General features: G+C 50.6%; 17 protein-coding genes. 10 read left to right on the forward strand and 7 right to left on the reverse strand.

The features are described from left to right. The first annotated feature begins 72 nt into the window (after positions 1-72). From T495_RS0105680 to T495_RS0105705, 6 genes are all read left to right on the forward strand, one after another. Entirely contained in the window at positions 73-1,128 is a 1,056-nt protein-coding gene (locus T495_RS0105680) for a DUF4105 domain-containing protein (RefSeq protein WP_155993468.1), read from the forward strand. Next, entirely contained in the window at positions 1,125-2,312 is a 1,188-nt protein-coding gene (locus tag T495_RS0105685) for a hypothetical protein (RefSeq protein ID WP_033147914.1), read from the forward strand. Before T495_RS0105680 ends, T495_RS0105685 begins: the two co-directional genes overlap by 4 nt. Positions 2,313-2,407: 95 nt before the next feature. Next, the gene (gene secA, locus T495_RS0105690; RefSeq protein ID WP_033147915.1) at positions 2,408-5,800 is read left to right on the forward strand and encodes a preprotein translocase subunit SecA; all 3,393 of its coding nucleotides are present in this window, start codon (positions 2,408-2,410) and stop codon (positions 5,798-5,800) included. A 42-nt stretch (positions 5,801-5,842) separates the two neighbouring features. Further along, positions 5,843-6,544, forward strand: coding sequence for an ABC transporter ATP-binding protein (locus T495_RS0105695; RefSeq protein ID WP_033147916.1), 702 nt, complete (start codon positions 5,843-5,845; stop codon positions 6,542-6,544). A gap of 97 nt (positions 6,545-6,641) precedes the next feature. Next, entirely contained in the window at positions 6,642-9,056 is a 2,415-nt protein-coding gene (gene feoB, locus T495_RS0105700) for a ferrous iron transport protein B (RefSeq protein ID WP_033147917.1), read from the forward strand. A gap of 112 nt (positions 9,057-9,168) precedes the next feature. Further along, positions 9,169-10,239 (forward strand): glycoside hydrolase family 43 protein, encoded by a 1,071-nt coding sequence (locus T495_RS0105705; RefSeq protein WP_028903724.1) that lies wholly within the window; start codon positions 9,169-9,171, stop codon positions 10,237-10,239. Positions 10,240-10,248: 9 nt separating this feature from the next. Here T495_RS0105705 and T495_RS0105710 read toward each other — a convergent pair whose 3' ends face one another. From T495_RS0105710 to T495_RS0105730, 6 genes are all read right to left on the reverse strand, one after another. Then, entirely contained in the window at positions 10,249-10,836 is a 588-nt protein-coding gene (locus T495_RS0105710; protein ID WP_033147918.1) for an AbgT family transporter, read from the reverse strand. Next, positions 10,826-11,545 (reverse strand): DUF5932 domain-containing protein, encoded by a 720-nt coding sequence (locus T495_RS0105715; protein WP_033147919.1) that lies wholly within the window; start codon positions 11,543-11,545, stop codon positions 10,826-10,828. The genes T495_RS0105710 and T495_RS0105715 overlap by 11 nt, the downstream gene beginning before the upstream one ends. Further along, a complete protein-coding gene (locus T495_RS0105720) occupies positions 11,527-14,736 on the reverse strand; it encodes a DUF5112 domain-containing protein (RefSeq protein ID WP_033147920.1) in 3,210 nt (1,069 codons plus the stop codon). Before T495_RS0105720 ends, T495_RS0105715 begins: the two co-directional genes overlap by 19 nt. A gap of 66 nt (positions 14,737-14,802) precedes the next feature. After that, complete coding sequence (locus tag T495_RS0105725) at positions 14,803-15,471, reverse strand: bifunctional 4-hydroxy-2-oxoglutarate aldolase/2-dehydro-3-deoxy-phosphogluconate aldolase (protein WP_033147921.1); 669 nt, start codon at positions 15,469-15,471, stop codon at positions 14,803-14,805. Between the two features lie 5 nt (positions 15,472-15,476). Continuing rightward, positions 15,477-15,614: a DUF4177 domain-containing protein gene (locus tag T495_RS15835; protein WP_155267501.1), complete on the reverse strand. Its 138-nt coding sequence runs from the start codon at positions 15,612-15,614 to the stop codon at positions 15,477-15,479. Positions 15,615-15,622: 8 nt separating this feature from the next. Beyond that, a complete protein-coding gene (locus T495_RS0105730; protein WP_028903729.1) occupies positions 15,623-16,645 on the reverse strand; it encodes a sugar kinase in 1,023 nt (340 codons plus the stop codon). Positions 16,646-16,846: 201 nt separating this feature from the next. Between T495_RS0105730 and T495_RS0105735 the strand changes: the two genes are divergently transcribed. Genes T495_RS0105735 through T495_RS0105750 form a run of 4 tightly spaced genes read left to right on the forward strand, consistent with a single transcriptional unit; the run spans position 16,847 to position 21,528 of the window. Continuing rightward, positions 16,847-17,914, forward strand: a complete 1,068-nt coding sequence (locus T495_RS0105735; RefSeq protein ID WP_028903730.1) for a LacI family DNA-binding transcriptional regulator — start codon at positions 16,847-16,849, stop codon at positions 17,912-17,914. Positions 17,915-17,946: 32 nt separating this feature from the next. Then, a complete protein-coding gene (locus tag T495_RS0105740; protein WP_033147922.1) occupies positions 17,947-19,440 on the forward strand; it encodes a UxaA family hydrolase in 1,494 nt (497 codons plus the stop codon). A gap of 7 nt (positions 19,441-19,447) precedes the next feature. Then, entirely contained in the window at positions 19,448-20,722 is a 1,275-nt protein-coding gene (locus T495_RS0105745; RefSeq protein WP_033147923.1) for a Na+/H+ antiporter NhaC family protein, read from the forward strand. Further along, entirely contained in the window at positions 20,719-21,528 is an 810-nt protein-coding gene (locus tag T495_RS0105750) for a hypothetical protein (protein WP_033147924.1), read from the forward strand. The genes T495_RS0105745 and T495_RS0105750 overlap by 4 nt, the downstream gene beginning before the upstream one ends. Here T495_RS0105750 and T495_RS0105755 read toward each other — a convergent pair. Further along, positions 21,493-22,386 carry a glycoside hydrolase family 25 protein gene (locus T495_RS0105755; RefSeq protein WP_231495059.1) on the reverse strand — a complete coding sequence of 298 codons (894 nt, stop codon included), beginning with the start codon at positions 22,384-22,386 and terminating at the stop codon, positions 21,493-21,495. The two genes, T495_RS0105750 and T495_RS0105755, sit on opposite strands and share 36 nt — an antisense overlap. Positions 22,387-22,429: the final 43 nt, after the last annotated feature.

A 22,429-nucleotide genomic window follows, 5' to 3' on the forward strand; every position in this document is an offset into this window, starting at 1 on the left:
CCTGTTTTTGCTCAAAACGACGCAAAACTGGTAAATTACACGTCTGACTCTATCAGGCACGAATTCGACCCTATGGACTCGGTCGAAGTCAGTTTGCTCACCTGCTCGCCCCACGAGGAGATCTATAGCCTCTATGGTCATTCTGCCATCCGTTGGCATAGCGGTCCACAGCAGGATCTGGTGTTCAACTGGGGTATGTTCAGCTTCAGCAAGCCTTATTTCGCCCTGCGCTTCATGTTCGGTCTTACCGACTACGAACTGGCTGCCTACCCTTACGAATCCTTCTGGCCCTACTACCAGAAATGGGGCAGCAGTATTACAGAGCAGGTGCTGAACCTGACTAACGATGAGAAACGCGAGCTGCAGAAACTCCTGGCGGATAACCTGCGACCGGAGAACCGCGTGTACCGCTATAATTTCTTCTACAATAACTGCTCTACCAAGCCGCGCGACATGATTGAGCGTTGTATCAACGGCAAGGTGGAATACGCCGAAAGAGCTGACTATCAGCCCACTTTCCGCCAAATGGCTGATGAGTGTAACCGCAATCACGTGTGGTCTAAGTTCGGCAACAATATGTTATTGGGTTTGAAGGCCGACCAGCCAACTACCCGCGAGCAACAGGAGTTCCTGCCGGCAAACCTGATGATCGACTTTGCCCGGGCGCAGATTTACACCAACGGCACCTACCGCCCGCTGGTTAAGGAGGAACGCCTCTTAGTATCGCCTGGCGTACAGCGTATAGAGCCCGACTTCATCCTGTCGCCCACACAGATAGCCATCGCTCTGCTGGTGTTCTCGCTATTCATCATCTTCGTTGAGTGGAGAACCAAGAAGATAGCTAAATGGTGGGACGTGCTCCTGATGACCGTACAAGGCCTGGTGGGTATCCTGCTCACGATCATGGTTTTCTCGCAGCACCCCACTACATCGCTCAATCTCAACCTGCTGCTGTTCAATCCGCTACCGCTGTTCTTCATCCCATCAGTGATTAAGGGAAAGCGACGTCTGTGGCAGAATGTGCAGTTAGTCATGCTGGCATTATTCTATTTGGGCGCACTTTTTCAGTGCTATGCCGAAGGAATCACGATTGTGGCACTATGTTTGCTGTTAAGACGTAAGAAATGAAGAATAGATATCTATATGTCACCCTGCTCGCCTTATTGGCGCTGAGTACGCAGGCGCAGAATCAGACGGGCGCTAAGCCCAGATTGGTAGTGAATATCACTATCGATCAGCTACGTAACGGCTATCCGGCTCTGTTCGACGATGGATATGTATGCGAACAGGGATTCTATCCCTATCGTCAGATTGATCTGTCATCTGCCATTTCGTCAGTCATGACAGGAACCTCGCCTTTTTATCACACCATTACTGCCGACAAGTGGTTGGATCGCAACACGCTGCAGACCGTAGCGGCTACGGCTAACGATATTGCCGTATCGACCCTGAGCGATGAACTGAAACTCGCTACCAAAGGTGTTGGTAAAGTTGGTTCTGTGGCAGCCGATCAGGTTACCGCTGAACTGGCTGCTGGTCATCAGATGGACTGCGTTGCCTGGAATGAGGATGGTAAGAAGGACTGGAATGCTATCAATCTTACCGACAGGGCTTTACGGCTGTTAATTCAAGAAAAACTCGGGCGTGATACCATTCCCGATCTGTTGTACTTGACTTATGGTGCAAAAGACTCGAATAAGTCGGACGATCCTTCTTTGAATCAAGCACTTATCAAGCTTGTTTGCGAGATTGAACGTCTGGTAGGATTCCGTCGTACCTTATACGTGTTGACCTCAACTGGTTATACCGAGGAAAATACCGATGAATGCGCCAAATACAATATCCCTACTGGCGTGTTTTATACCAATCGCACAGCCAACCTGCTTAACATGTATCTTGGTGCGCTGTGGGGACAGGGACAATACATAGAGGGCAGCTATCGTAACCAGCTGTACCTGAACCGCCGCCTGTTTGAACAGAAACGTATCAGTCTCACCGATGCTACGGTGAAATCGAAGGAATTCCTCCTGCAGATGTCGGGTGTGAAGCGTGTTGATATCCACCTGTTTGAACCTCATATCGGCGATCTGGTGGTTGAATTGAACCCTGGGTGGCAGATGCAGAACGACGACACCCACGAACAGACGCCTGTCAAGAAATCATTAGCTTATTTCCCAATCATATTCTATGGTGCCAATATCCCTGCCGAAAGGGTTCAGACACCTGTCAGCATTGAGCGTATTGCCCCTACTATTGCTAAGGCAATTCGCATCCGTGCGCCGAATGCATGTGTGGCTACACCTATTTTTTAATTAAAAAGGTTGGTTGTTACAAATATTTTTTGTAATTTTGCCGCCGTTTTAGAGTCAGTCATACATAAACAATAAGTAAAAAAGTAAAATTAGATATGAATTTCAACAAATTATTAAAGTCGCTGTTCGGTGACAAATCCAGCCGCGACATGAAACTTATCCAGCCACTCGTAGAGCAGGTGAAAGCTGTCTACCCCGAGGTACAGAAGCTGGATAACGATGCTTTGCGCCAGCGCACTAAGACATTACAGAAGCAGGTACAGGACTCTGCCAACGAGCAGAAGGCCCGTATCGAGCAGTTAAAGGCCACTATCGAGAGCACGCCTATCGACGAGCGTGCCGATATCTTCGCTCAGATCGATAAGCTTGAGAAAGAGGTACTGGAGATTTACGAGCAGGCCCTGAACGAAGTGATGGCCGAGGTATTCGCTATTGTGAAGGAAACTGCCCGTCGTTTCGCTGAGAACGAGGAGACTGTAGTAACTGCTACCGACTTCGACCGTGAGCTGGCGGGTGACCCTAAGAAGGACTTCATCACTATCGATGGTGACAAGGCTATATATCACAACCACTGGACTGCCGGTGGTAACGACCTGAAGTGGGAAATGGTACACTACGACGTGCAGTTGTTCGGTGGTGTAGTTCTGCATCAGGGTAAGATTGCCGAGATGGCTACGGGTGAAGGTAAAACCCTCGTTGCTACCCTGCCCGTGTTTCTCAACGCCCTGACAGGCAACGGTGTTCACGTGGTAACAGTGAACGACTATCTGGCTAAACGTGACTCGGAATGGATGGGTCCGCTCTATATGTTCCATGGTCTGAGCGTGGACTGTATCGACAAGCATCAGCCTAACTCTGAGGCCCGTCGTAAGGCTTATCAGGCTGATATCACATTCGGTACCAACAACGAGTTCGGTTTCGACTATCTGCGTGACAATATGGCTATCTCGCCTGCCGACCTGGTACAGCGCGCACATAACTACGCCATCGTCGACGAGGTCGACTCAGTATTGATTGACGATGCCCGTACACCTCTGATTATCTCTGGTCCTATCCCCAAAGGCGACGATCAGATGTTTGAGGAATATCAGCCACTGGTAGAGAAACTGGTAGGTGTTCAGCGTCAGCTGGCTACCCAGTATCTGGCCGATGCCAAGACCCTGATTACCGAGGGTAATAAACTGATTGAGGCCGGAAATAAGAAAGATGGTCAGGAGAAACTTGACGAAGGTTTCCTGTCGCTCTATCGTTCGCACAAGGCCATGCCTAAGAACAAGCCGCTGATCAAGTTCCTCTCAGAGGAAGGTATCAAGGCCGGTATGCAGAATACCGAGAATATCTATATGGAGAACAACAACCGTCGTATGCCAGAGTGCGTTGAGCCTCTGTACTTCGTGGTTGATGAGAAGCTGAACTCATGCGACCTGACTGATAAGGGTACTGCCTGGTTGGCTAATCAGGTGAACGATAACGAACTGTTCGTGTTGCCCGATATCACCTCAGAACTCTCTGCTCTTGAGGCTGAGGCAGGTCTGACCGATCAGGAGCGTCTGGACAAGAAAGACGAGCTGTTGAACCACTATGCCGTTCAGAGTGAGCGTGTACACACCCTGCAGCAGTTGCTGAAGGCTTACTGCATGTTCAATAAGGACGATGAATACGTGGTGATTGATGGTGAGGTGAAGATTGTTGACGAGCAGACCGGCCGTATCATGGAAGGTCGCCGCTGGAGCGACGGACTGCACCAGGCTGTTGAGGCTAAGGAGCACGTGAAGGTAGAAGCTGCTACCCAGACTTTCGCTACCATCACCCTGCAGAACTACTTCCGTATGTACCACAAACTGGCTGGTATGACCGGTACAGCTTCGACCGAGGCTGGTGAGTTCTGGGATATCTACAAGCTCGATGTGGTTGAAATTCCTACCAATCGTCCTGTTCTCCGTAATGATCAGGATGACCGTGTATATAAGACCGCTCGTGAGAAGTATAAGGCTGTGATCGAGGAAGTTGTGAAGATGCGTAACGAAGGCCGTCCAACCTTGATTGGTACTACCTCGGTAGAGATTTCAGAGTTGCTGAGCCGTATGCTCGATATGTACGTGAATCCAGAGACTGGTAAGCGCGAGGGAATCCCCCACCAGGTGCTGAATGCTAAGCTGCACCAGAAGGAGGCTGATATCGTGGCATTGGCCGGTCAGAGCACCAATGGTAAGGGTGCCGTTACCATCGCCACCAACATGGCTGGCCGTGGTACCGATATTAAGCTCTCGCCTGAGGTGAAGGCTGCCGGTGGTTTGGCTATCATCGGTACCGAGCGCCACGAGAGCCGTCGTGTTGACCGTCAGTTGCGTGGTCGTGCCGGTCGTCAAGGTGACCCAGGTTCATCTGTCTTCTATGTATCACTCGAGGATAAGCTGATGCGTTTGTTCGCCTCTGAGCGTATCGCCTCTGTGATGGACCGCCTGGGCTTCAAGGAGGGTGAGATGATTGAGAGCCCCATGATCTCCAAGAGTATTGAGCGCGCCCAGAAGAAGGTTGAGGAGAACAACTTCGGCATCCGTAAGCGCTTGATTGAGTACGATGATGTGATGAACAAGCAGCGTACTGTTATCTATGAGAAGCGTCGTCACGCCCTGATGGGTGAGCGTATCGGTATGGATATCGCTAACATCATCTGGGACCGTGTGGTGAATATCATCGAGAACTCTGCCGACTATCAGAGCTGTAAGGAGGAGTTCCTGCACGTACTGTCAATGGAGGTTCTTTTCAGTAGCGAGGAATATCTGAACCAGCCTCGTGAGATTCTGACCGAGAATGCGTTCCAGGCAGCTATCGGCAACTTCAACCGCAAGACTGAGCGTATCCAGACCGTTGCTATGCCTATCATCACGCAGGTTTACGAGAATCAGGGGCAGATTTATCAGCGTATCATGGTGCCTATCACCGATGGCCGTAAGATCTATAACATCCCATGTAACCTGAAGGAGGCTTACGAGACTGAGGGTAAGAGCATTGTGAAGGAGTTTGAGAAGAGCATCCTGTTGCACGTTATCGACGAGAGCTGGAAGGAGAATCTCCGTCAGCTCGACGAACTGAAGCACTCTGTACAGAACGCCAGCTACGAGCAGAAGGATCCTCTGCTGATCTTCAAGCTCGAATCGGCTAAGGTATGGGATGAGATGATCAATGAGATGTACAACCGTATCTGTTCAATCCTGACTCGTGGTCAGATTCCTGAGATGCAGCAGCAGGTTCAGGAGGCAGCTCCCGAGCAGCACACCCAGCGCCAGCAGTACACCGAGAGCAAGCAGAATGTAGCTGAGGAGCAGTTGGTTGACCGTAACCAGCAGACAGCCGCTCAGCACGATACTCGCGCTCAGCAGAGCCACGAGCCTATCGTCAAGGATAAGTTGCCCGGACGCAATGATCCATGTCCCTGTGGCTCAGGTAAGAAGTTCAAGAACTGCCACGGAAAAGGCATTGTATAGTGAATAGTGATTAGAAAATAACGAATAGTAAAACGTAATGATATGATTACAATCAACCATTTGAAGAAAGCGTTTGGCAAGACCGTTGCCTGTGATATCGAACGGTTCCAGGTGAATGATGGCGACATCCTCGGTCTTGTGGGTAATAACGGAGCCGGAAAGACTACGCTCTTCCGCATGCTGCTCGATCTGCTGAAGCCTGATGAAGGCGAAGTAGCCCTCGATGGCATCAATCCCGCTGAAAGCGAGGAATGGAAAGTGGCTACCGGTTCGTACATCGACGAGGGATTCCTGATCGATTTCCTGACGCCTGAGGAGTATTTCGCCTTTATCGGCAAGATTACCAATATGACGCAGGCACAGGTCGATGAGCGTCTGAAGGATTTTGAACGTCTGGCTGCAGGCGAGATCTTCGGACAGAAGAAACTGATCCGCAACCTCTCTGCTGGTAACAAGCAGAAGGTTGGTATCATCTCTGCCCTCTTCAATCGCCCTAAGCTGGTGATTCTTGATGAGCCCTTCAACTTCCTCGATCCATCGAGCCAGAATGTGCTGAAGCATGTGCTCACCGATTACAACAAGCAGACAGGCGCTACTATCCTGGTGTCGAGTCACAACCTGGCACACACCATCGATATATCTTCAAGAATAGCGTTGCTGGAGAAAGGTCATATCGTTCGTGATCTGGCTAATGCCGAAGGAAGTGCACGAGCAGAGCTCGAGAACTATTTCGAAACAGAATAAAACCATCATTATTTTTAGGTATTTTAAAAAACTTGCGACTCTTTGCAATCGAGTTGCAAGTTTTTTTTCGTACCTTTGCACTCAAAATGAATGAGTTATGAAATTATCGGAACTGAAGACAGGAGAAAAGGGTATTATCGTCAAGGTGCTGGGGCACGGTGGATTCCGTAAGCGCATCATCGAGATGGGGTTTATTCGCGGTCAGGAGGTTGAAGTGCTGCTGAACGCACCCTTACAGGATCCTGTGAAATATAAACTGATGGGCTACGAAGTGAGCCTGCGCCACCAGGAGGCTGACAACATAGAGGTGGTGTCGGCCGATACACCATTGGAAGAGACGACGTTCAGCCATCTTGCTACCGATAGTCATCGACATGAAGACGATTACATCCGCCATGAGGCCATGAAAGAGCGTCGTACCATCAATGTAGCGCTGGTGGGCAATCCTAACTGCGGTAAGACATCGTTGTTTAACTACGCCTCTGGTGCTCATGGTCATGTGGGTAACTATTCTGGTGTGACTGTTGATGCTACTGAAGCTCATGCTTCGATGTTCGGCTACGAGTTTAATCTTACCGACCTGCCTGGTACTTATTCACTCTCGTGCTATTCGCCTGAGGAACTCTATGTGCGCGAACATCTTACTGAGAGGATGCCTGATGTGGTAATCAATGTTATCGACTCGTCAAACTTAGAGCGCAACCTCTATCTCACCACCCAGCTGGTTGATATGAATATCCGCATGGTGTGCGCACTCAATATGTACGACGAATTTGAGCGTCGTGGCGATCATGTCGACCTCGATACGCTGAGTACGCTGTTTGGTACACCAATGGTGCCTACATCGTTTAAGAACGGCATGGGCGTTAAGGAGTTGTTTCGTGCCGTTATTCAGGTTTACGAGGGAACCAGTAAGTTCTCACGCCATTTGCACATCAACTACGGTCATGAGATTGAGGATGGCATCTCGCACATCCAGAAGTATCTGAAGGCTGATGAACATATCACCCAGCACTACTCTACCCGCTATCTGGCGCTGAAGCTGTTGGAGCACGATAGTCAGGTGCTCGACTACTTAGGCACGCACATGGCTGGTGAACAGCGCATGCACGACTTCCAGCATCTGGCTACCGAGCGTGATAAAGCTTCGGCACGCGTGAAGGAAGAGACTGGCAGCGACTCTGAGACAGCTATCATGGATGCCAAGTACGGCTTTATCAATGGTGCACTGAAGGAGGCTGACTACAAGACCGGGCACAAGAAAGACACGTATAAGATGACCCATCGTATCGACGGCTTGCTGTCGCACAAGTACCTGGGATTCCCCATCTTCTTCCTGTTGCTCTACGTGATGTTCCAGACCACCTTTACGTTGGGGCAGTACCCAATGGACTGGATTGAGGAAGGTGTAGCCTGGCTGGGCGAGAAGATTAGCGAGGGCATGAACGATGGTCCGCTGAAGGCGATGCTTGTAGATGGTGTGATTGGTGGTGTGGGCAGTGTGATTGTATTCCTGCCTCAGATTCTGATTCTTTACTTCTTTATCTCGCTGATGGAGGATTCGGGCTATATGGCGCGTGCTGCCTTTATCATGGATAAGCTGATGCACAAGATGGGACTGCACGGCAAGTCGTTTATACCGCTCATTATGGGCTTCGGATGTAACGTGCCTGCTGTGATGGCTACCCGTACCATCGAGAGCCGTCGTTCGCGTATCATCACGATGATGATTCTGCCGTTTATGTCGTGCTCGGCCCGCCTGCCAATCTATATCATGATAGCCGGCACGTTCTTCTCGTTGCAGTATCGCTCGTGGGTGCTGTTGTCGCTCTACGCCATCGGCATCGTGGTGTCGGTATTTGTCAGCAAAATCTTCTCATCGCTTGTTATCAAGGGCGAGGACACACCGTTTGTGATGGAACTGCCGCCTTATCGCTGGCCAACACCAAAAGCCATCTGGCGCCACACGTGGGAGAAAGGTAAGGAGTATCTGAAGAAGATGGGAGGCATTATCCTCGTGGCCAGCGTCATCGTCTGGGCATTAGGCTATTTCCCGCACAACGAGGAACTTACTCGCGAGCAGCAGCAAGAGCAGAGCTACATCGGCCGTATGGGTAAGACCATCGAGCCCGTTTTTGCTCCTCAGGGCTTCAACTGGAAGCTCGATGTATCGCTGTTGGCCGGTGTAGGTGCCAAGGAGATCGTGGCTTCAACCATCGGCGTACTGTATAGTGGCGACGATTCGTTTGGCGATGATGACACTTTCAGCGATGATAACGAGAAATATACGCATCTGCGCCAGGCAATGCTGCAGGAAGGTATCACGCCTACAGCTGCCTACGCCTATCTCATCTTCATCCTGCTCTACTTCCCATGTATCGCCACCATTGCAGCCATCAAGCACGAGACGGGTTCCTGGCGCTGGGCAGGCTTTGCCGCCATCTATACCACGGTAGTGGCCTGGGTATGCAGTATGCTGGTGTTCCAGATAGGAAACCTGCTGGCCCTTTAGTATCACACTAACCCTGCGATAGTATTAGGGTATCGCAGGGTTAGTGTCAGGGTATGGCAGCTTTAGTATTAGGGTAAAAAAATGAATAATAATAACTAAGACAAGTACATTTATGAGAAAGAGAATTTTAGGGATGATCGTGGTATTGATGTTGGGTGTACCATGTATGAGTTTTGCCCAGAAAGGCAATCTGCAGAAGGGCGACTACGGTTTTCTGTATTGTCACATGAATGAACACGGTCGTGCATGGACCGCTTATGCGCTGAGTCGCGACGGCTTCCACTATCAGGATCTGCTGAACGGCGACTCTATCTTCAGCGATGCCGAACACGCCCGTATCGAGGGCGCTACACGCGATGCCTACATCTGTCGTAAGCATGACGGCAAGGGCTATCTGATGGTTTGTACCGATATGAACGTGGGCGCCCGAAAACGCTTAGGTAAGGTGGAAACCTGGGATAACTATGGAATCGACCTGCTGCACAGCGACGACCTGATTCACTGGGAATCGGTGACGTTCGACTATCGCAAGGGTCCATCCATTTTCTCAAATCCTGACGATCCCAGCGTATATAAGAACTGGAGCACCATCAATCGCGTGTGGGCTCCACAGATTGTGTGGGATGAGGATTTTGTATGGCCTAACGGCAAAAAGGGCGGCTACATGGTTTATTACTCGATGCGTAACCGTGGCGAGGACCACTACGACCGTATGTATTACTCGCATGCCGATGAAACTTTTACCACGCTGACGCAGCCTAAGTTGCTGTTCGATTGGGGCTATGCTACCATTGATGCCGACATCAACTGGGTTGAGGCCGACCAGAAGTGGCACATGATGATTAAGAAGGAAGGTGGTAAGCCAGGACTGTTTACAGCTACGGCTCCTGCACTCACCGGTCCTTGGGGTGAACCTGTTGAGGACGACTACGTGAACTTCGAGGGTAATAAGAACTGCGAAGGTGTAAGCGCTTTCCAGTTGCCTGGTCAGAAGACCTGGGTCATTGCCTATATCGAGTATTCGTCGAATCCCAAGAACTACCGTCTGTGTCTGGCCGATGAATATATGCGTAACTTCCACTCACCCCGCAATATAGAGGGTGTGAAAGCTCCACAGCACGGCTCGTTTATGCGCCTCACCAAGAAGGAGTATAAGCGCTTGGAGAAACTGTTGAAGAAGTGAATTAAACAGCTATCCGAACACGAATCGTAACGAGGCGTAGAGCTGGATAGCAAAGATGTAAATCACGATCAGGGAGGCTCCCTGACGTAGTCCATAGGAGAGGATGTTGAGTACATCTTCTCCTTTTTGATGGCGTCCTGACATCACGCCATAGACCACCGAGAACAGGGTGATGCCGAAACATACGATGGGCACGATACTGCGGCTGAATGCCGACGGAAATAGTCCGCCCTTGACCGATAGCAGGATGGCGTGCGGCAGCAGTGTGAGCATACAGATAACGATGGTGTAGAGCGCCAGGAACACTGCCGATACGCGCAGTGCCAAGCGATTGCGGAACGAGGCCTCGCCCTTGGTCATGAAGTGTTCTACCACCCCACTCTGCTGCAGACTGCCGCCGGCAATGAGTGCCAGCAACAGCCAAGCCAGCAAGGGACTTGCCATGATTGTGGAGAAATTGCCGATGAACCAGCGGATGCCCTCCGACGAGAGCATGGAGCGCACGCCTTCCAATCGGGCTGCCGATAGCAACCACGACACGATGATCAGCACGCACTCGGCTATCATCAGCACCACGCACACACGACTACTCTTCATCAGCCTCTAAATTATCGATGTCGAGAATACGGAGCTCGAGGGCACGAACCACCAGACGGGTGGCATTGATACCGCCAGCACCCTCTGGGAAGAGTTTCTGGATGAGTTCGTTCTGACGTTTCTCCAGGCTCTTTACACCGAATGGCATGCCGCGCAGATTAGTGATCTGCTCCTTGGTGTAGCCCAGTGCCAGATGGCGCAGGAAACGCTCGTCGTACTCGTCAATCTCATAGTTAACCAAGGCCTCCTGCTTTACCAGTTCGCCACTCACGGCGCGCTTGAATCGCTCTACGATCTTCTCGAGAATCGGCTCGTTGAACACCAGCTGTTTGCCGTCCATCACGGCCGATACATCGCGGCGTGTCAGCAGTTCGCCTGTCTTCAGGATGATGCCATCGGCGCCAGCGTCGAGCACATCAACCCAAAGTTTCTCGTTCAGAATCTCACCCGTGAAGATCAGTACTTTTACATCGGGATGCATCTCCTTGGTGTGACGGCATATCTCGACACCCACGGTGGTTGAACCGCCCAGTCCCAAGTCGAGCAGTACCAGGTCAGGCTTCTCCTGTTTCAACAGGCGCCAGTAGGCCTGCTCGTTCTCTGCAGTACCGATGACCTCGGCCTCAGGGATGTCGGTTTTCACGATGCCTAATGTGCCCTTCAGTTCCAGGGGCACATCCTCTACTATGATTACTTTGAAATTTTCCATACGCTTGGTAATGTTATGATCATATATGTTGTATTGTCATGAATAGTTGCATAGATACCACAACCGCGACGGTTGGTGGCCTCGCCTAAGTCGCGCACTATCTGTCGGCAGAGCAGATATGGCAGATGGTCCTTCGAGGGCGTGAAAAGCGATGCAGCCTCGGCCTCCGAGAGCTGTAGTGCCGGCATGGGTACCCGCACCTCGATATAGCCCTCGCGCCTGGTATATTCGGGCGCCAGTTTCTTTCCGGCAATCTTTCGCAGGATGTCGAACAGATAGCGTACCAAGGTTTCGTCGCCGAGGATATCATTGTGCAAGGGCTTCAGGTGCAGATGCACACGGTCGGCCTGTCGTTGCGCCTGCTGACTCAGCACGCCATAGAGCTCGCGATAGTAGTTGGCTACCTCGCTCAGCGACTCCATATCACCCGTGTCGAGCAACTGCTGGATGCGCGAGGGGTAATACATCGTCTCGTGTTTCAGTGCTGAGAGACAGTTGTCGAGTACTGCATTCGACACGTGCAGATTACTATCGTCGAGCTCCGCCTTGCGCAGTTCGTCGTTCAACAGCTCCAGATCGGTCTTACGCTGCTGCTCACGTACGAAACGCTCATACAGTCGATGACGGTAGTACAGCAGATAGTATGCCGGCACAATGGCTATCAGCAATAGTACCAGCAGGATGATGGCGATGGTCTTGTTGGTCTGCGACTGCTGCATGGTGCTGCAGTATTCGCCCAAAGTATCGTCGGCCGACATCTCCTTGAACAACTGCGTATAGATGCGGTTATTGTAGCTGTAAAGCTGCCATTCGTGCAATGCCAATGCTGCTACTGCGCTCTCGTTACGGATGTCGAGAATGATGTGGTAGTTGGTGTTGAGATTATCGTGGAACCACTTGATTTCAGGTGGCAGCAGCGACTGATTGCCCATTGGTCGCATCAGATAGCGGCCGTGAGGCACCTGCTGAAGATAGTGTCGATTCAGGTAGTAGCGGCATGTGTCGGCAAACTTCAACGTACGTTCGTAGTTGCCGTTGATATTGCTGAAGTAGGCCGAGTCGGAATAGATACTTGCCATACCAAGGGCATCGATTTCCTGCTCCTGTGGCAAGTTCACTGGCGTGTCAGGCTGTGCTTGCAACGTGCCTGCTGACATCTGTAGCAGTCCTAATAATATCAGTATGCGGGCGATACCCTTCGGCAGCCGGAACCACAGGCGCGAGCCTATACCCAGCGCGCTGGTGGCTCCAATTTGGCAGACGGAGAATATTTGACTGATCTTTCGGTATTTCTCGATGATACCCTTGCAGTTCAACAAACCGAAACCATGACCTTCTACAATCTTATGGTCAAACAGATGTGCCAGCTGTTCCTCGTCCATACCCATACCCGTATCCTCGACTGATATTTCCACATAGCTGTCGGTCTGGATGGCCTTCACGCTTACCTTGCCATCCTTTTCGGTAAACTTTCGTGCATTGTCGGCCAGCGTGTTCAGCATGAACAGGGTCAGCACGCGGTCGGCCTTAACCACAGCCTCGGTGGGCTCTACCTGTAGTTCAACGCCCTTCATCTGGAACGAGGTGTGTCCCTTATGCAGCACATCGAACAGCTGCTGCAAGGGGAAGCTCTCGATGTGTAGCGACAACTCGCCTTGACGCAACTGTATCCAGTACGTCAGTACATCGTTATAGTCGTTGATTTGGGCGATGAGTTCGCGTACATATGTTAGGCGCTCCTCGCGGTCAGCACAATCCGACTGCATACGTGCTATCTCGTGGAGCATACGGTCGATGAATGGTGTGATGTTACAGATGAGCGACACCTTGGCACGCTGCTCCAGATTGCGACGTTCATTGTTCTCTACCTGTAGCAGTTTGGCTGCCAGTTCCTCGCTCTTCTGTTCCATCATGCTGTCCTCGTCCTCAGGCTTGGGCTGTTTCTTGTTCAGGTAGTTGAACAGCCAGAGCGAGAAGAGCAGCAACACAATGGCTGCCACAACAGCTATCAGCATCAGATTGAGCTGCGACAACTGGTGCTCGTACTGCGAGGCACGCGCCTCGAGCTGGCGGTCCTGGCGGGTAGTTTCCTGCAAGTCGAGATAGAGATTACGGTTCTCGTCGCTCTGCTGTTTATCGTCGATAGCGGCATAAGCCACACTGAGCTGTTCACGGATTGAGGCCACCAGGTCGGGGGCCTGGTTGATGATGCTGTCGGATAGCGCCTGCTCCAGGTTATAGAGGGCCGACTGATAGTCGCCTATCTGTCGATAGCACGATGCCAAGGTACGGTAGGCACCCGCAATCTGATACACATCGCCATAGCGCTCAAAGATGGTCAGCGCATTCTCGGCAAGGAATCCTGCCAGCATCTCCTCGTCGATGCCCACAGGGTTGATGAACTTCATGGCTGGCAGATTGTCGATCATTAGCTGGCGACGGCTCTCTGGATCCATCAGGTGCTCCGACAATGCCTCGAGCGCATTGGCGGCAAAATATGGGTAGTTGCCCTTGCGAGCCGTCAGGAAACAGCGCATCAGCTTGTCGAACTCCTCCTGATTGATTTCCTGTTGCGAGCCTTGCGTGATGATACCGCCCGCACCGATGTTATAGAGATAGTTTAAGTACTGCGCCGTATCGCGCTGAACCTCTTCTGGATTGATGGCTTCCAGCGCATCAATCGACTGTTGTTCCAGTCCTACATAATAATAGTAGGTAGAGTTGACAATGGCATACTCAGTCTCGGCATAGAGCAACTGCCGCATATCGCTTTCGTTCAGCTGGTCGCGCTCCTCGTCGATACGCATCAGTGTACGATTCGCCTTCTCACGGTATTCGTGGAACTCACGATTGCGGGAGCGACGCTGGCACAAGCGCATCTGCTGTACGTAAGCGATGAGTTGTTGCAACTGGTTGTCGGTCGTCTCGATAGCCTCGTTCAGTTGCTTTTCGGCTTCGTCGTATCGCATACGTACGATATTGACGAATGCCATATTGTTAAGAGCCTCTGCGCGACCGGCCGGATAGTTGGCGGCCAACTCGTACGAGCGTCGTGCGAGAGCTTCGGTAGAATCAATCTGTCGGTAGTGATAGGCATAAGAACGGTCGTTCAGCTTGTCCACCGCTTGCCTATCAGGGCGCGAACAGGCTGATATGAGTAAGGTTGAGATGACTAATAGCCACAGTTTCATGTTAGTTAGAAAGCAAAAGTCCCTCCCGCCAACTCCATCAGTAGCGAGAGGGATACCTATATAATGTTATGAGCGAGCTTTGGCTACGTAGCCGAGTGCTTCCTTGCACTTATCGGTAACATACTGCCAGTCGCCAGCCTTTACCTTGTCGCTTGGGAAGAGCTTCGAGCCCATACCAACGCAGAATACACCTGCCTTGAACCACTTGGTGAGGTTCTCCTCCTCAGGAGCCACACCACCGGTCACCATGATCTTCGACCAAGGCATTGGTGCCTTCAGACCTTTCACCATGTTAGGACCAACCACATCGCCAGGGAATACCTTGGTCAGGTCGCAACCCAGCTCCTGAGCCTTACCGATCTCAGAAACGGTCATACAACCAGGGCAGTAAGGTACGAGACGACGGTTGCACACAGGTGCAATGTCAGGATTCAGCAACGGACCTACTACGAAGCAGGCACCCAGCTGGATGTACATGGCTGCTGTAGGTGCATCGACGATAGAACCGATACCCAGTGCCAGCTCAGGGCACTCCTTGTCGGCCCACTTTACCAGCTCGCCGAAAATCTCCTGCGCAAAGTCGCCACGATTTGTAAACTCGAAAGCACGAACGCCACCTTCGTAGCAAGCCTTCACAACATTTTTGCAGGTCTCAAGGTCCTTATGATAGAAAACGGGTACCATACCGGTATCTCCGATCTTCTTCAGGACTGCTATTTTATCAAATTTAGCCATACTATTTATTCTTTATATTCACGTTTGAAAATGTACTTACCACACTCGGCAGATACCAGTTCCCAACCTTCGAAACCTAACTGATTGAGTTTTTTCTCAACACCGATCACGCAGTTGATTACCTTATATTCAAACTGTTTCATAGTCTTATTTATCTCTGAACTCGACCGTTTGCGTTACCGCCTGCGAGTGATTCTACTTCGTCAACGCTTACCAAGTTGAAGTCACCATTGATGGTGTGCTTCAGAGCCGAAGCTGCAACAGCGAACTCGAGAGCCTCGCCCTGTGTCTTCTTGGTGAGCAGACCGTGAATCAAACCACCAGAGAAAGAGTCGCCACCACCTACGCGGTCGATAATTGGATTGATCTCGTAGCGCTTTGACTGATAGAACTCCTTACCGTCGTAGATGAGTGCCTTCCAGCCGTTGAAGGTAGCGCTGTAGCTCTCACGGAGTGTAGAAACCACATACTTGAAGCCGAATTCCTTCATCATCTGCTTGAAGATACCCTCGTAGCCGGCAGCATCGGTCTGACCGCCCTCTACGTCAGCATCAGGCTTGAAACCGAGGCAGAGCTCTGCATCCTCCTCGTTACCGATACATACATCAACATACTTCATCAGCGGGCGCATGATTGAAATAGCCTTCTCGCTGGTCCAGAGCTTCTTGCGGAAGTTCAGATCTACTGATACGGTTACACCATGACGCTTAGCAGCCTCACAAGCCAGCTTGGTCAGTTCGGCAGCCTTATCGCTGATAGCAGGTGTGATACCGCTCCAGTGGAACCAGGCAGCACCCTCCATGATAGCATCGAAATCGAAATCAGAAGGATCGGCCTCTGCAATTGAAGAATGAGCGCGATCATAAATAACTTTTGATGGGCGCATTGAGGCACCGGTCTCAGCATAATACAAACCAACGCGATCGCCACCACGAGCTACGAACTGGGTGTTAACACCATAACGGCGCAGTGCGTTGACTGCAATCTGTCCGATTTCGTGCTTAGGCAACTTAGATACAAAGTAAGCCTCGTGACCATAGTTAGCCACTGAGATAGCTACGTTAGCCTCACCACCACCAGGGATGATGCGGAAAGATTCACTCTGAATGAAACGGTCGTTGCCCTGAGGCGAAAGGCGGAGCATAATCTCGCCCAAAGTTACAATTTTTGCCATTGCTTTGTTTGATTTTTTTGAATTATTTTCAATCTTTTTTTTCGTTTGTGCGGCAAAGATATGAAGAATTTTCGAGCCACGCAAATATTTCGGTGCTTTTGTTTCAAAAAACTTACGGAAACGATTTCGAACTAAATATTTTGCTCAGATATTTGGAGAATCGGAAAAATTGTGTACCTTTGCACAAAATATCTGAAACTTATGGCAAAGGAAAATATTACGATTAAGGATATCGCTGCCAGAGCAGGTGTATCTACAGGAACGGTCGACCGTGTGCTTCACAATCGCCCCAACGTATCGAAAACAGCGTTGGAGAAGGTGAACAAGGCCCTTGAGGAAATGGACTACCGCCCCAATATGTATGCTTCGGCGCTTGCCTATAATAAGGAATACACCTTTTATTGCGTACTACCAAAACACGAACAGGAAGCTTATTGGGACGAAATCGAAGAAGGCGCAGCTGCATGCACCGAGTTCCGTCGCGATTTCGGCATCAAACTCAAGTTTATTTATTACGAGCGTTTCAATCCGCCTGCATTCACCAAAATGGTACGCGAGTTGTTCACCGCTAAGATTGATGGTGTCATCATTGTGCCGGCAACCTTGGAGCAGACGGCCCGATTCACCGAGAAACTTACCGAGCGCAATATCCCTTATGTGCTACTCGACTCATATATGCCCGACTTGAAGCCCCTGTCGTTCTTCGGACAGGACTCTTTCGCCAGTGGCTATTTCGCCGCCAAGATGCTGATGCTCATTGCTAACAAGGAGAAAGAGATTGCGCTGATGAAACAGACACGCGATGGTATTGTGGGCTCTAAACAGCAGGCCAACCGTGAGACGGGATTCCGTCACTACATGGTCGACCACTTCCCGAAGATCAAGATTACCGAAGTGGACCTGCCACTCGACGAGGACCACATGGAATATGACGGCATCCTCGAGAAATTCTTCTCTACGCACCCGCACGTACATCATTGTATAACCTTCAACTCGAAGGCGCATATTGTGGGTGAGTTCCTGCAGAAGAGTAACCGTCGGAATGTACAGATCATGGGCTACGATATGGTGGCCAAGAACGAGGAGTGCGTACGCAAGGGCAGCATCTCGTTCCTGATTGCGCAGCATGCCTACCAGCAGGGCTATGCCAGCGTCGATGCGCTGTTCAATGCCATCGTCATGAAGCGTGCTGTCAATCCAGTAAACTATATGCCCATTGAGATTCTGACCAAAGAGAATGTTGATTTCTATCGCAGAACGGCAATTTAAACTAAAACAAATAATAAAGTATAACGTAAAAAATGGAACAAGCTACATTTTTAAAGATTAATCCCGCCGACTCGGTGGTGGTATGTCTGCAGCCCAAGAAAAAGGGCGATATCATCGACATCGACGGCAAACAGATTGTTGTAAATCAGGACACTCCTGCTGGTCACAAAGTGCTTATTAACGATGTTGCCCAGGGCACTGACATCATTAAGTATGGCTACCCTATCGGTCACGCAATGACCGACCTGAAGGCTGGTGACTGGGTAAACGAGAATAACCTGAAGACCAATCTGTCAGGTACGCTCGAGTATACATATAATCCTGTAAGCGAGCCACTTAAGTATAATTCTGAAAACCGGACCTTTAAGGGTTATGTACGTAAGAATGGCGAAGTGGGTATCCGCAACGAGATCTGGGTTGTGCCCACTGTGGGCTGTGTCAATGGTATAGCAGAGCGCCTGGTCAAGGAATTGCGTGCTGAGACAGGTGAACAAGGCGTTGATGCTATTTATGCCTGGCATCATAATTATGGCTGCTCTCAGCTCTCTGAGGACCATGAGAATACCCGCAAAGTGCTGCGCGACATCTGTCTGCACCCCAATGCCGGAGCCGTACTGGTGCTGAGTTTGGGTTGCGAGAACAACCAGCCTGAGGACTTTATGAAGATGCTGGGCGATTACGATCATGAGCGCATCAAGTTGCTCGTCACACAGCGTGTTGATGATGAGATGGAAACTGGAATGGAGATGCTGCGCGAGCTTTACGACCTTGCCCGTCAGGATGTACGCACCGAGGTGCCTGTCAGCAAGTTGCGCGTCGGTCTGAAGTGCGGTGGCTCTGATGGCTTCTCTGGCATTACGGCCAATCCGCTTGTAGGTGAATTCAGCGACTGGCTCGTGGCCCAGGGCGGAACCTCTGTACTCACTGAGGTGCCCGAGATGTTTGGTGCCGAGACCATCCTCATGAACCGTTGTACCACCGAGAATCTGTTCAATCAGACCGTCTCGATGATCAATAACTTTAAGAATTACTTCCTGTCGCACGGCGAGCCCGTAGGCGAGAACCCCAGTCCTGGTAATAAGGCCGGTGGTATCTCAACCCTTGAGGATAAGGCGCTTGGCTGCACCCAGAAGTGTGGTAAGGCTCCTGTGAGCGGTGTGATGGAATATGGCGATCGCCTGCAGAATCCTGGATTAAACCTGCTGTCGGCTCCTGGCAACGACCTTGTGGCCGCTACTGCCCTCGCCTCTTGTGGTTGCCACCTGGTGCTGTTCACCACTGGTCGTGGCACACCTTTCGGTACCTTTGTGCCCACCATGAAGGTTGCCACCAACCCCGATTTGGCCCGTCGCAAGCAGAACTGGATCGATTTCTCGGCCGGTCAGCTTATCGAAGGTCGCACCATGCCCGAGCTTGTACCTGAGTTTATCGACAAAGTATTGGCTGTGGCAAGCGGCGAGAAAGCTATGAACGAGGCCAACGATTATCGTGAAATATCCATTTTCAAGAATGGTGTAACATTGTAATAAAAACGTGAAGAAAGGATTTATCGCATTATCACCCATCGTGGTGTTTATCTTATTTTATCTGGTCACCAGCATCATCGCTGGTGACTTTTACAAGATTCCCATTACTGTAGCCTTTATGGTGTCGAGTATCTATTCCATTTGTGTGTTTGGCGACCGACCGCTTATGCACCGTATCAACAGCTACAGCCGTGGTGCCGCCACCGAACAGATGATGCTGATGATCTGGATATTCGTTCTTGCAGGCGCATTTGCCCATTCGGCCAAAGCCATGGGTAGCATCGATGCGACTGTTAATCTGGCGCTCAGTCTGTTACCGCCTTCTATGATTTTTGCAGGCCTGTTCTTAGCCGCCTGTTTTATCTCGCTTAGTATTGGAACCAGTGTAGGTACTATTGCTGCGCTTACACCGATAGCCGTGGGACTTGCGCAGGAAACTGATGTTAGTTTAGCTATGATGACAGCCATCATAGTGGGCGGTTCGTTCTTTGGTGACAACCTGTCGTTTATTTCCGACACCACCATTATGGCCACGCAGACGCAGGGCTGCCGCCTTAGCGATAAGTTCCGTGTAAATGCCTTTATTGTGGTGCCTGCTGCTGTGGTCATCCTGATTGTATATGTATTCTTAGGTCAGCACACAGCTGCGCCCCAGCAAATAGAAGTGGTACAGTGGGTGAAGGTCATCCCCTACCTCACTGTGCTCGCTACCGCCATCTACGGAATGAACGTGATGGCTGTGCTCACGTTGGGTATCGTGCTATGTGGTGCCATCGGTCTGTTAACGGGCTCATTCAATCTCTACGGTTGGTTTGGAGCGATGGGTGATGGTATCCTGTCGATGGGCGAGCTGATTATCGTCACCATGATGGCTGGCGGTATGCTTGAACTCATCCGTCAGCAGGGCGGTATCGACTTTATCATCCAGCAGCTCACGCGTCGTGTTAACAGTAAGCGTGGTGCCGAACTTAGTATCGCTACACTGGTATCGCTGGTCGATATATGTACTGCCAACAATACGGTGGCTATTCTCACTGTGGGTGATATCGCCAAGCGCATTGGCGACCGTTATGGTGTTGATAATAAGAAATGTGCATCGATTCTCGATACGTTCTCGTGTACTGTTCAGGGACTCATTCCATATGGTGCCCAATTGCTGATAGCTGCTGGTCTGGCTTCAGTCAATCCCGTTGCCATTGTGCCCTATCTCTACTATCCGTTCGCACTCGGTATTGCCGCCATTTTGTCTATTCTGTTTCGTTATCCTAAACGTTACTCATGAATATCATTCAGCGCAACCTGTTCCGATTATTGCGATGTGGCGTATTCCAGACCACTGAAACGCTGGAACCCATGTCGGTGTGCAAGTGGGACAAACTTCATCAGTTGGCAGTTCTGCTTGATGTGCAGCCTTATGCTTATCAGGGTTTGCTCAAGTGTAAGAATCAGTTTACGCTCCACATGACCGATGGTCAGTGGGGGCAGTGGGAGCTGACCCACGCCCGTTTGGAGGATCTGGACGACGACGAACTGCTGCGCCCTGATAAACTAACCAATCCGATACTCAACCGCCAGTTGCAGAACATTCTCGACGACGAGACGTCCGATCTGCAGACTCGTCGGGTACTCATACAAATCATCAGTATTGCACGTCGTATTCTGAACGAGGGTTTGCCATTACGGCGATTGGTAGAATTAGGCGTGTCGCTGCGTGAACAAGGACCAAAAGCAGATTATACAGAATTGGCAGAGTGGCTCCGTAAGTTGCGCTTCCAGCAGATGGCCCAGCTCGAGGCCGCCCTGCTCATAGATTTGCTCGGCTTTGAACCTAAGGACATCCCCTTTGTTGATACCGACATCAATCGAAAGACCGCACAAGTGGCCCAGGAGTTGGCTGAATATACGGCCATCCATCAGGATTTCTATTTCTCACAAGGGTCTGATAGTATCTTCGTACACACCAACAACGGTTCGGCGCTGTTTAGCCATATCAGGCGATCAGCCCGCTACATGCGCTTCATTCCAAGTGAAGCCTTTACTAATTTCTTTGCATCATTTGCCCATTCGCTGACGCACATCGAAGAATGAGACATGCTTCTCCAACCGCCTAACGTGGTTGAATTTGATGTCTCTCAGTCCGTGATGGCCTAAGAATCGGCTTTTGTCCACACTGCCGCGTATGCCTACTATGCGGCCATGACTAGTGTATTGCCACATAGTGATGTCGCGCCCATCGATCAGAACCGGTTCCTCATCGGTGTACATGGCAATCATGAGTTTATAGTCGTTAATTTGCCCGACCAGATGGCGGTTGTAGAAGTTGCGGAAGGTATAAATCAACGGCTGTTGGTGGTAGGCCTGCTCTACGAGGTCGAGGAAAGCATGCAGTGAGTCGCTGAATTCCTCGTTGCTCATACCACCGGTTGTTTCCACGTCAATCATTGGTATCAGGTCCTGCTCGCCTGGTCGGCACTGAGTCATAAAATTCTCCAATTGTGTCATAACAGGTGTTTTAGGCCGGAAGAAATGGTATGATCCCACCTTCAGCCCATAGCGATGTGCCAGGTCGATGTTACGCTCGTACTGGGCGTCGATGCGATCGCCGCCTTCAGTGGCTTTCAGATAAACGTAAGCCATCTTGGTATTCTCACCCACCGTTTCCCAGAACACCTCGCCCTGATAGTGCGACAGGTCTATGCCGTGTACATGGCTGCACGTATCCTCGCATTGCAGAAAAGGATCGTAGTCAGGATCAAGCAATCGTGGGTCAGGGCGGTAGTTAGCTACCGAACGTTTCCTTGTTTTCTTACTTTTCTTATGCTTTTTCACCACACGTGTAGTGCGGTGTTTCGAGTGGTTACGATTGTATTTTGAGCGTTGTGCCCATCCGCTGTTTGCGCCGACCATCAGTAGTATCAAAGTCAGCAGTATATATAGTCTCTTCATCAGCTTCACTGTATTTTGAGCCGCAAAGATACAAAAAAACGAC

The sequence above is a fragment of the Prevotella sp. P6B1 genome (genome assembly GCF_000702825.1).
Classification (GTDB): domain Bacteria; phylum Bacteroidota; class Bacteroidia; order Bacteroidales; family Bacteroidaceae; genus Prevotella.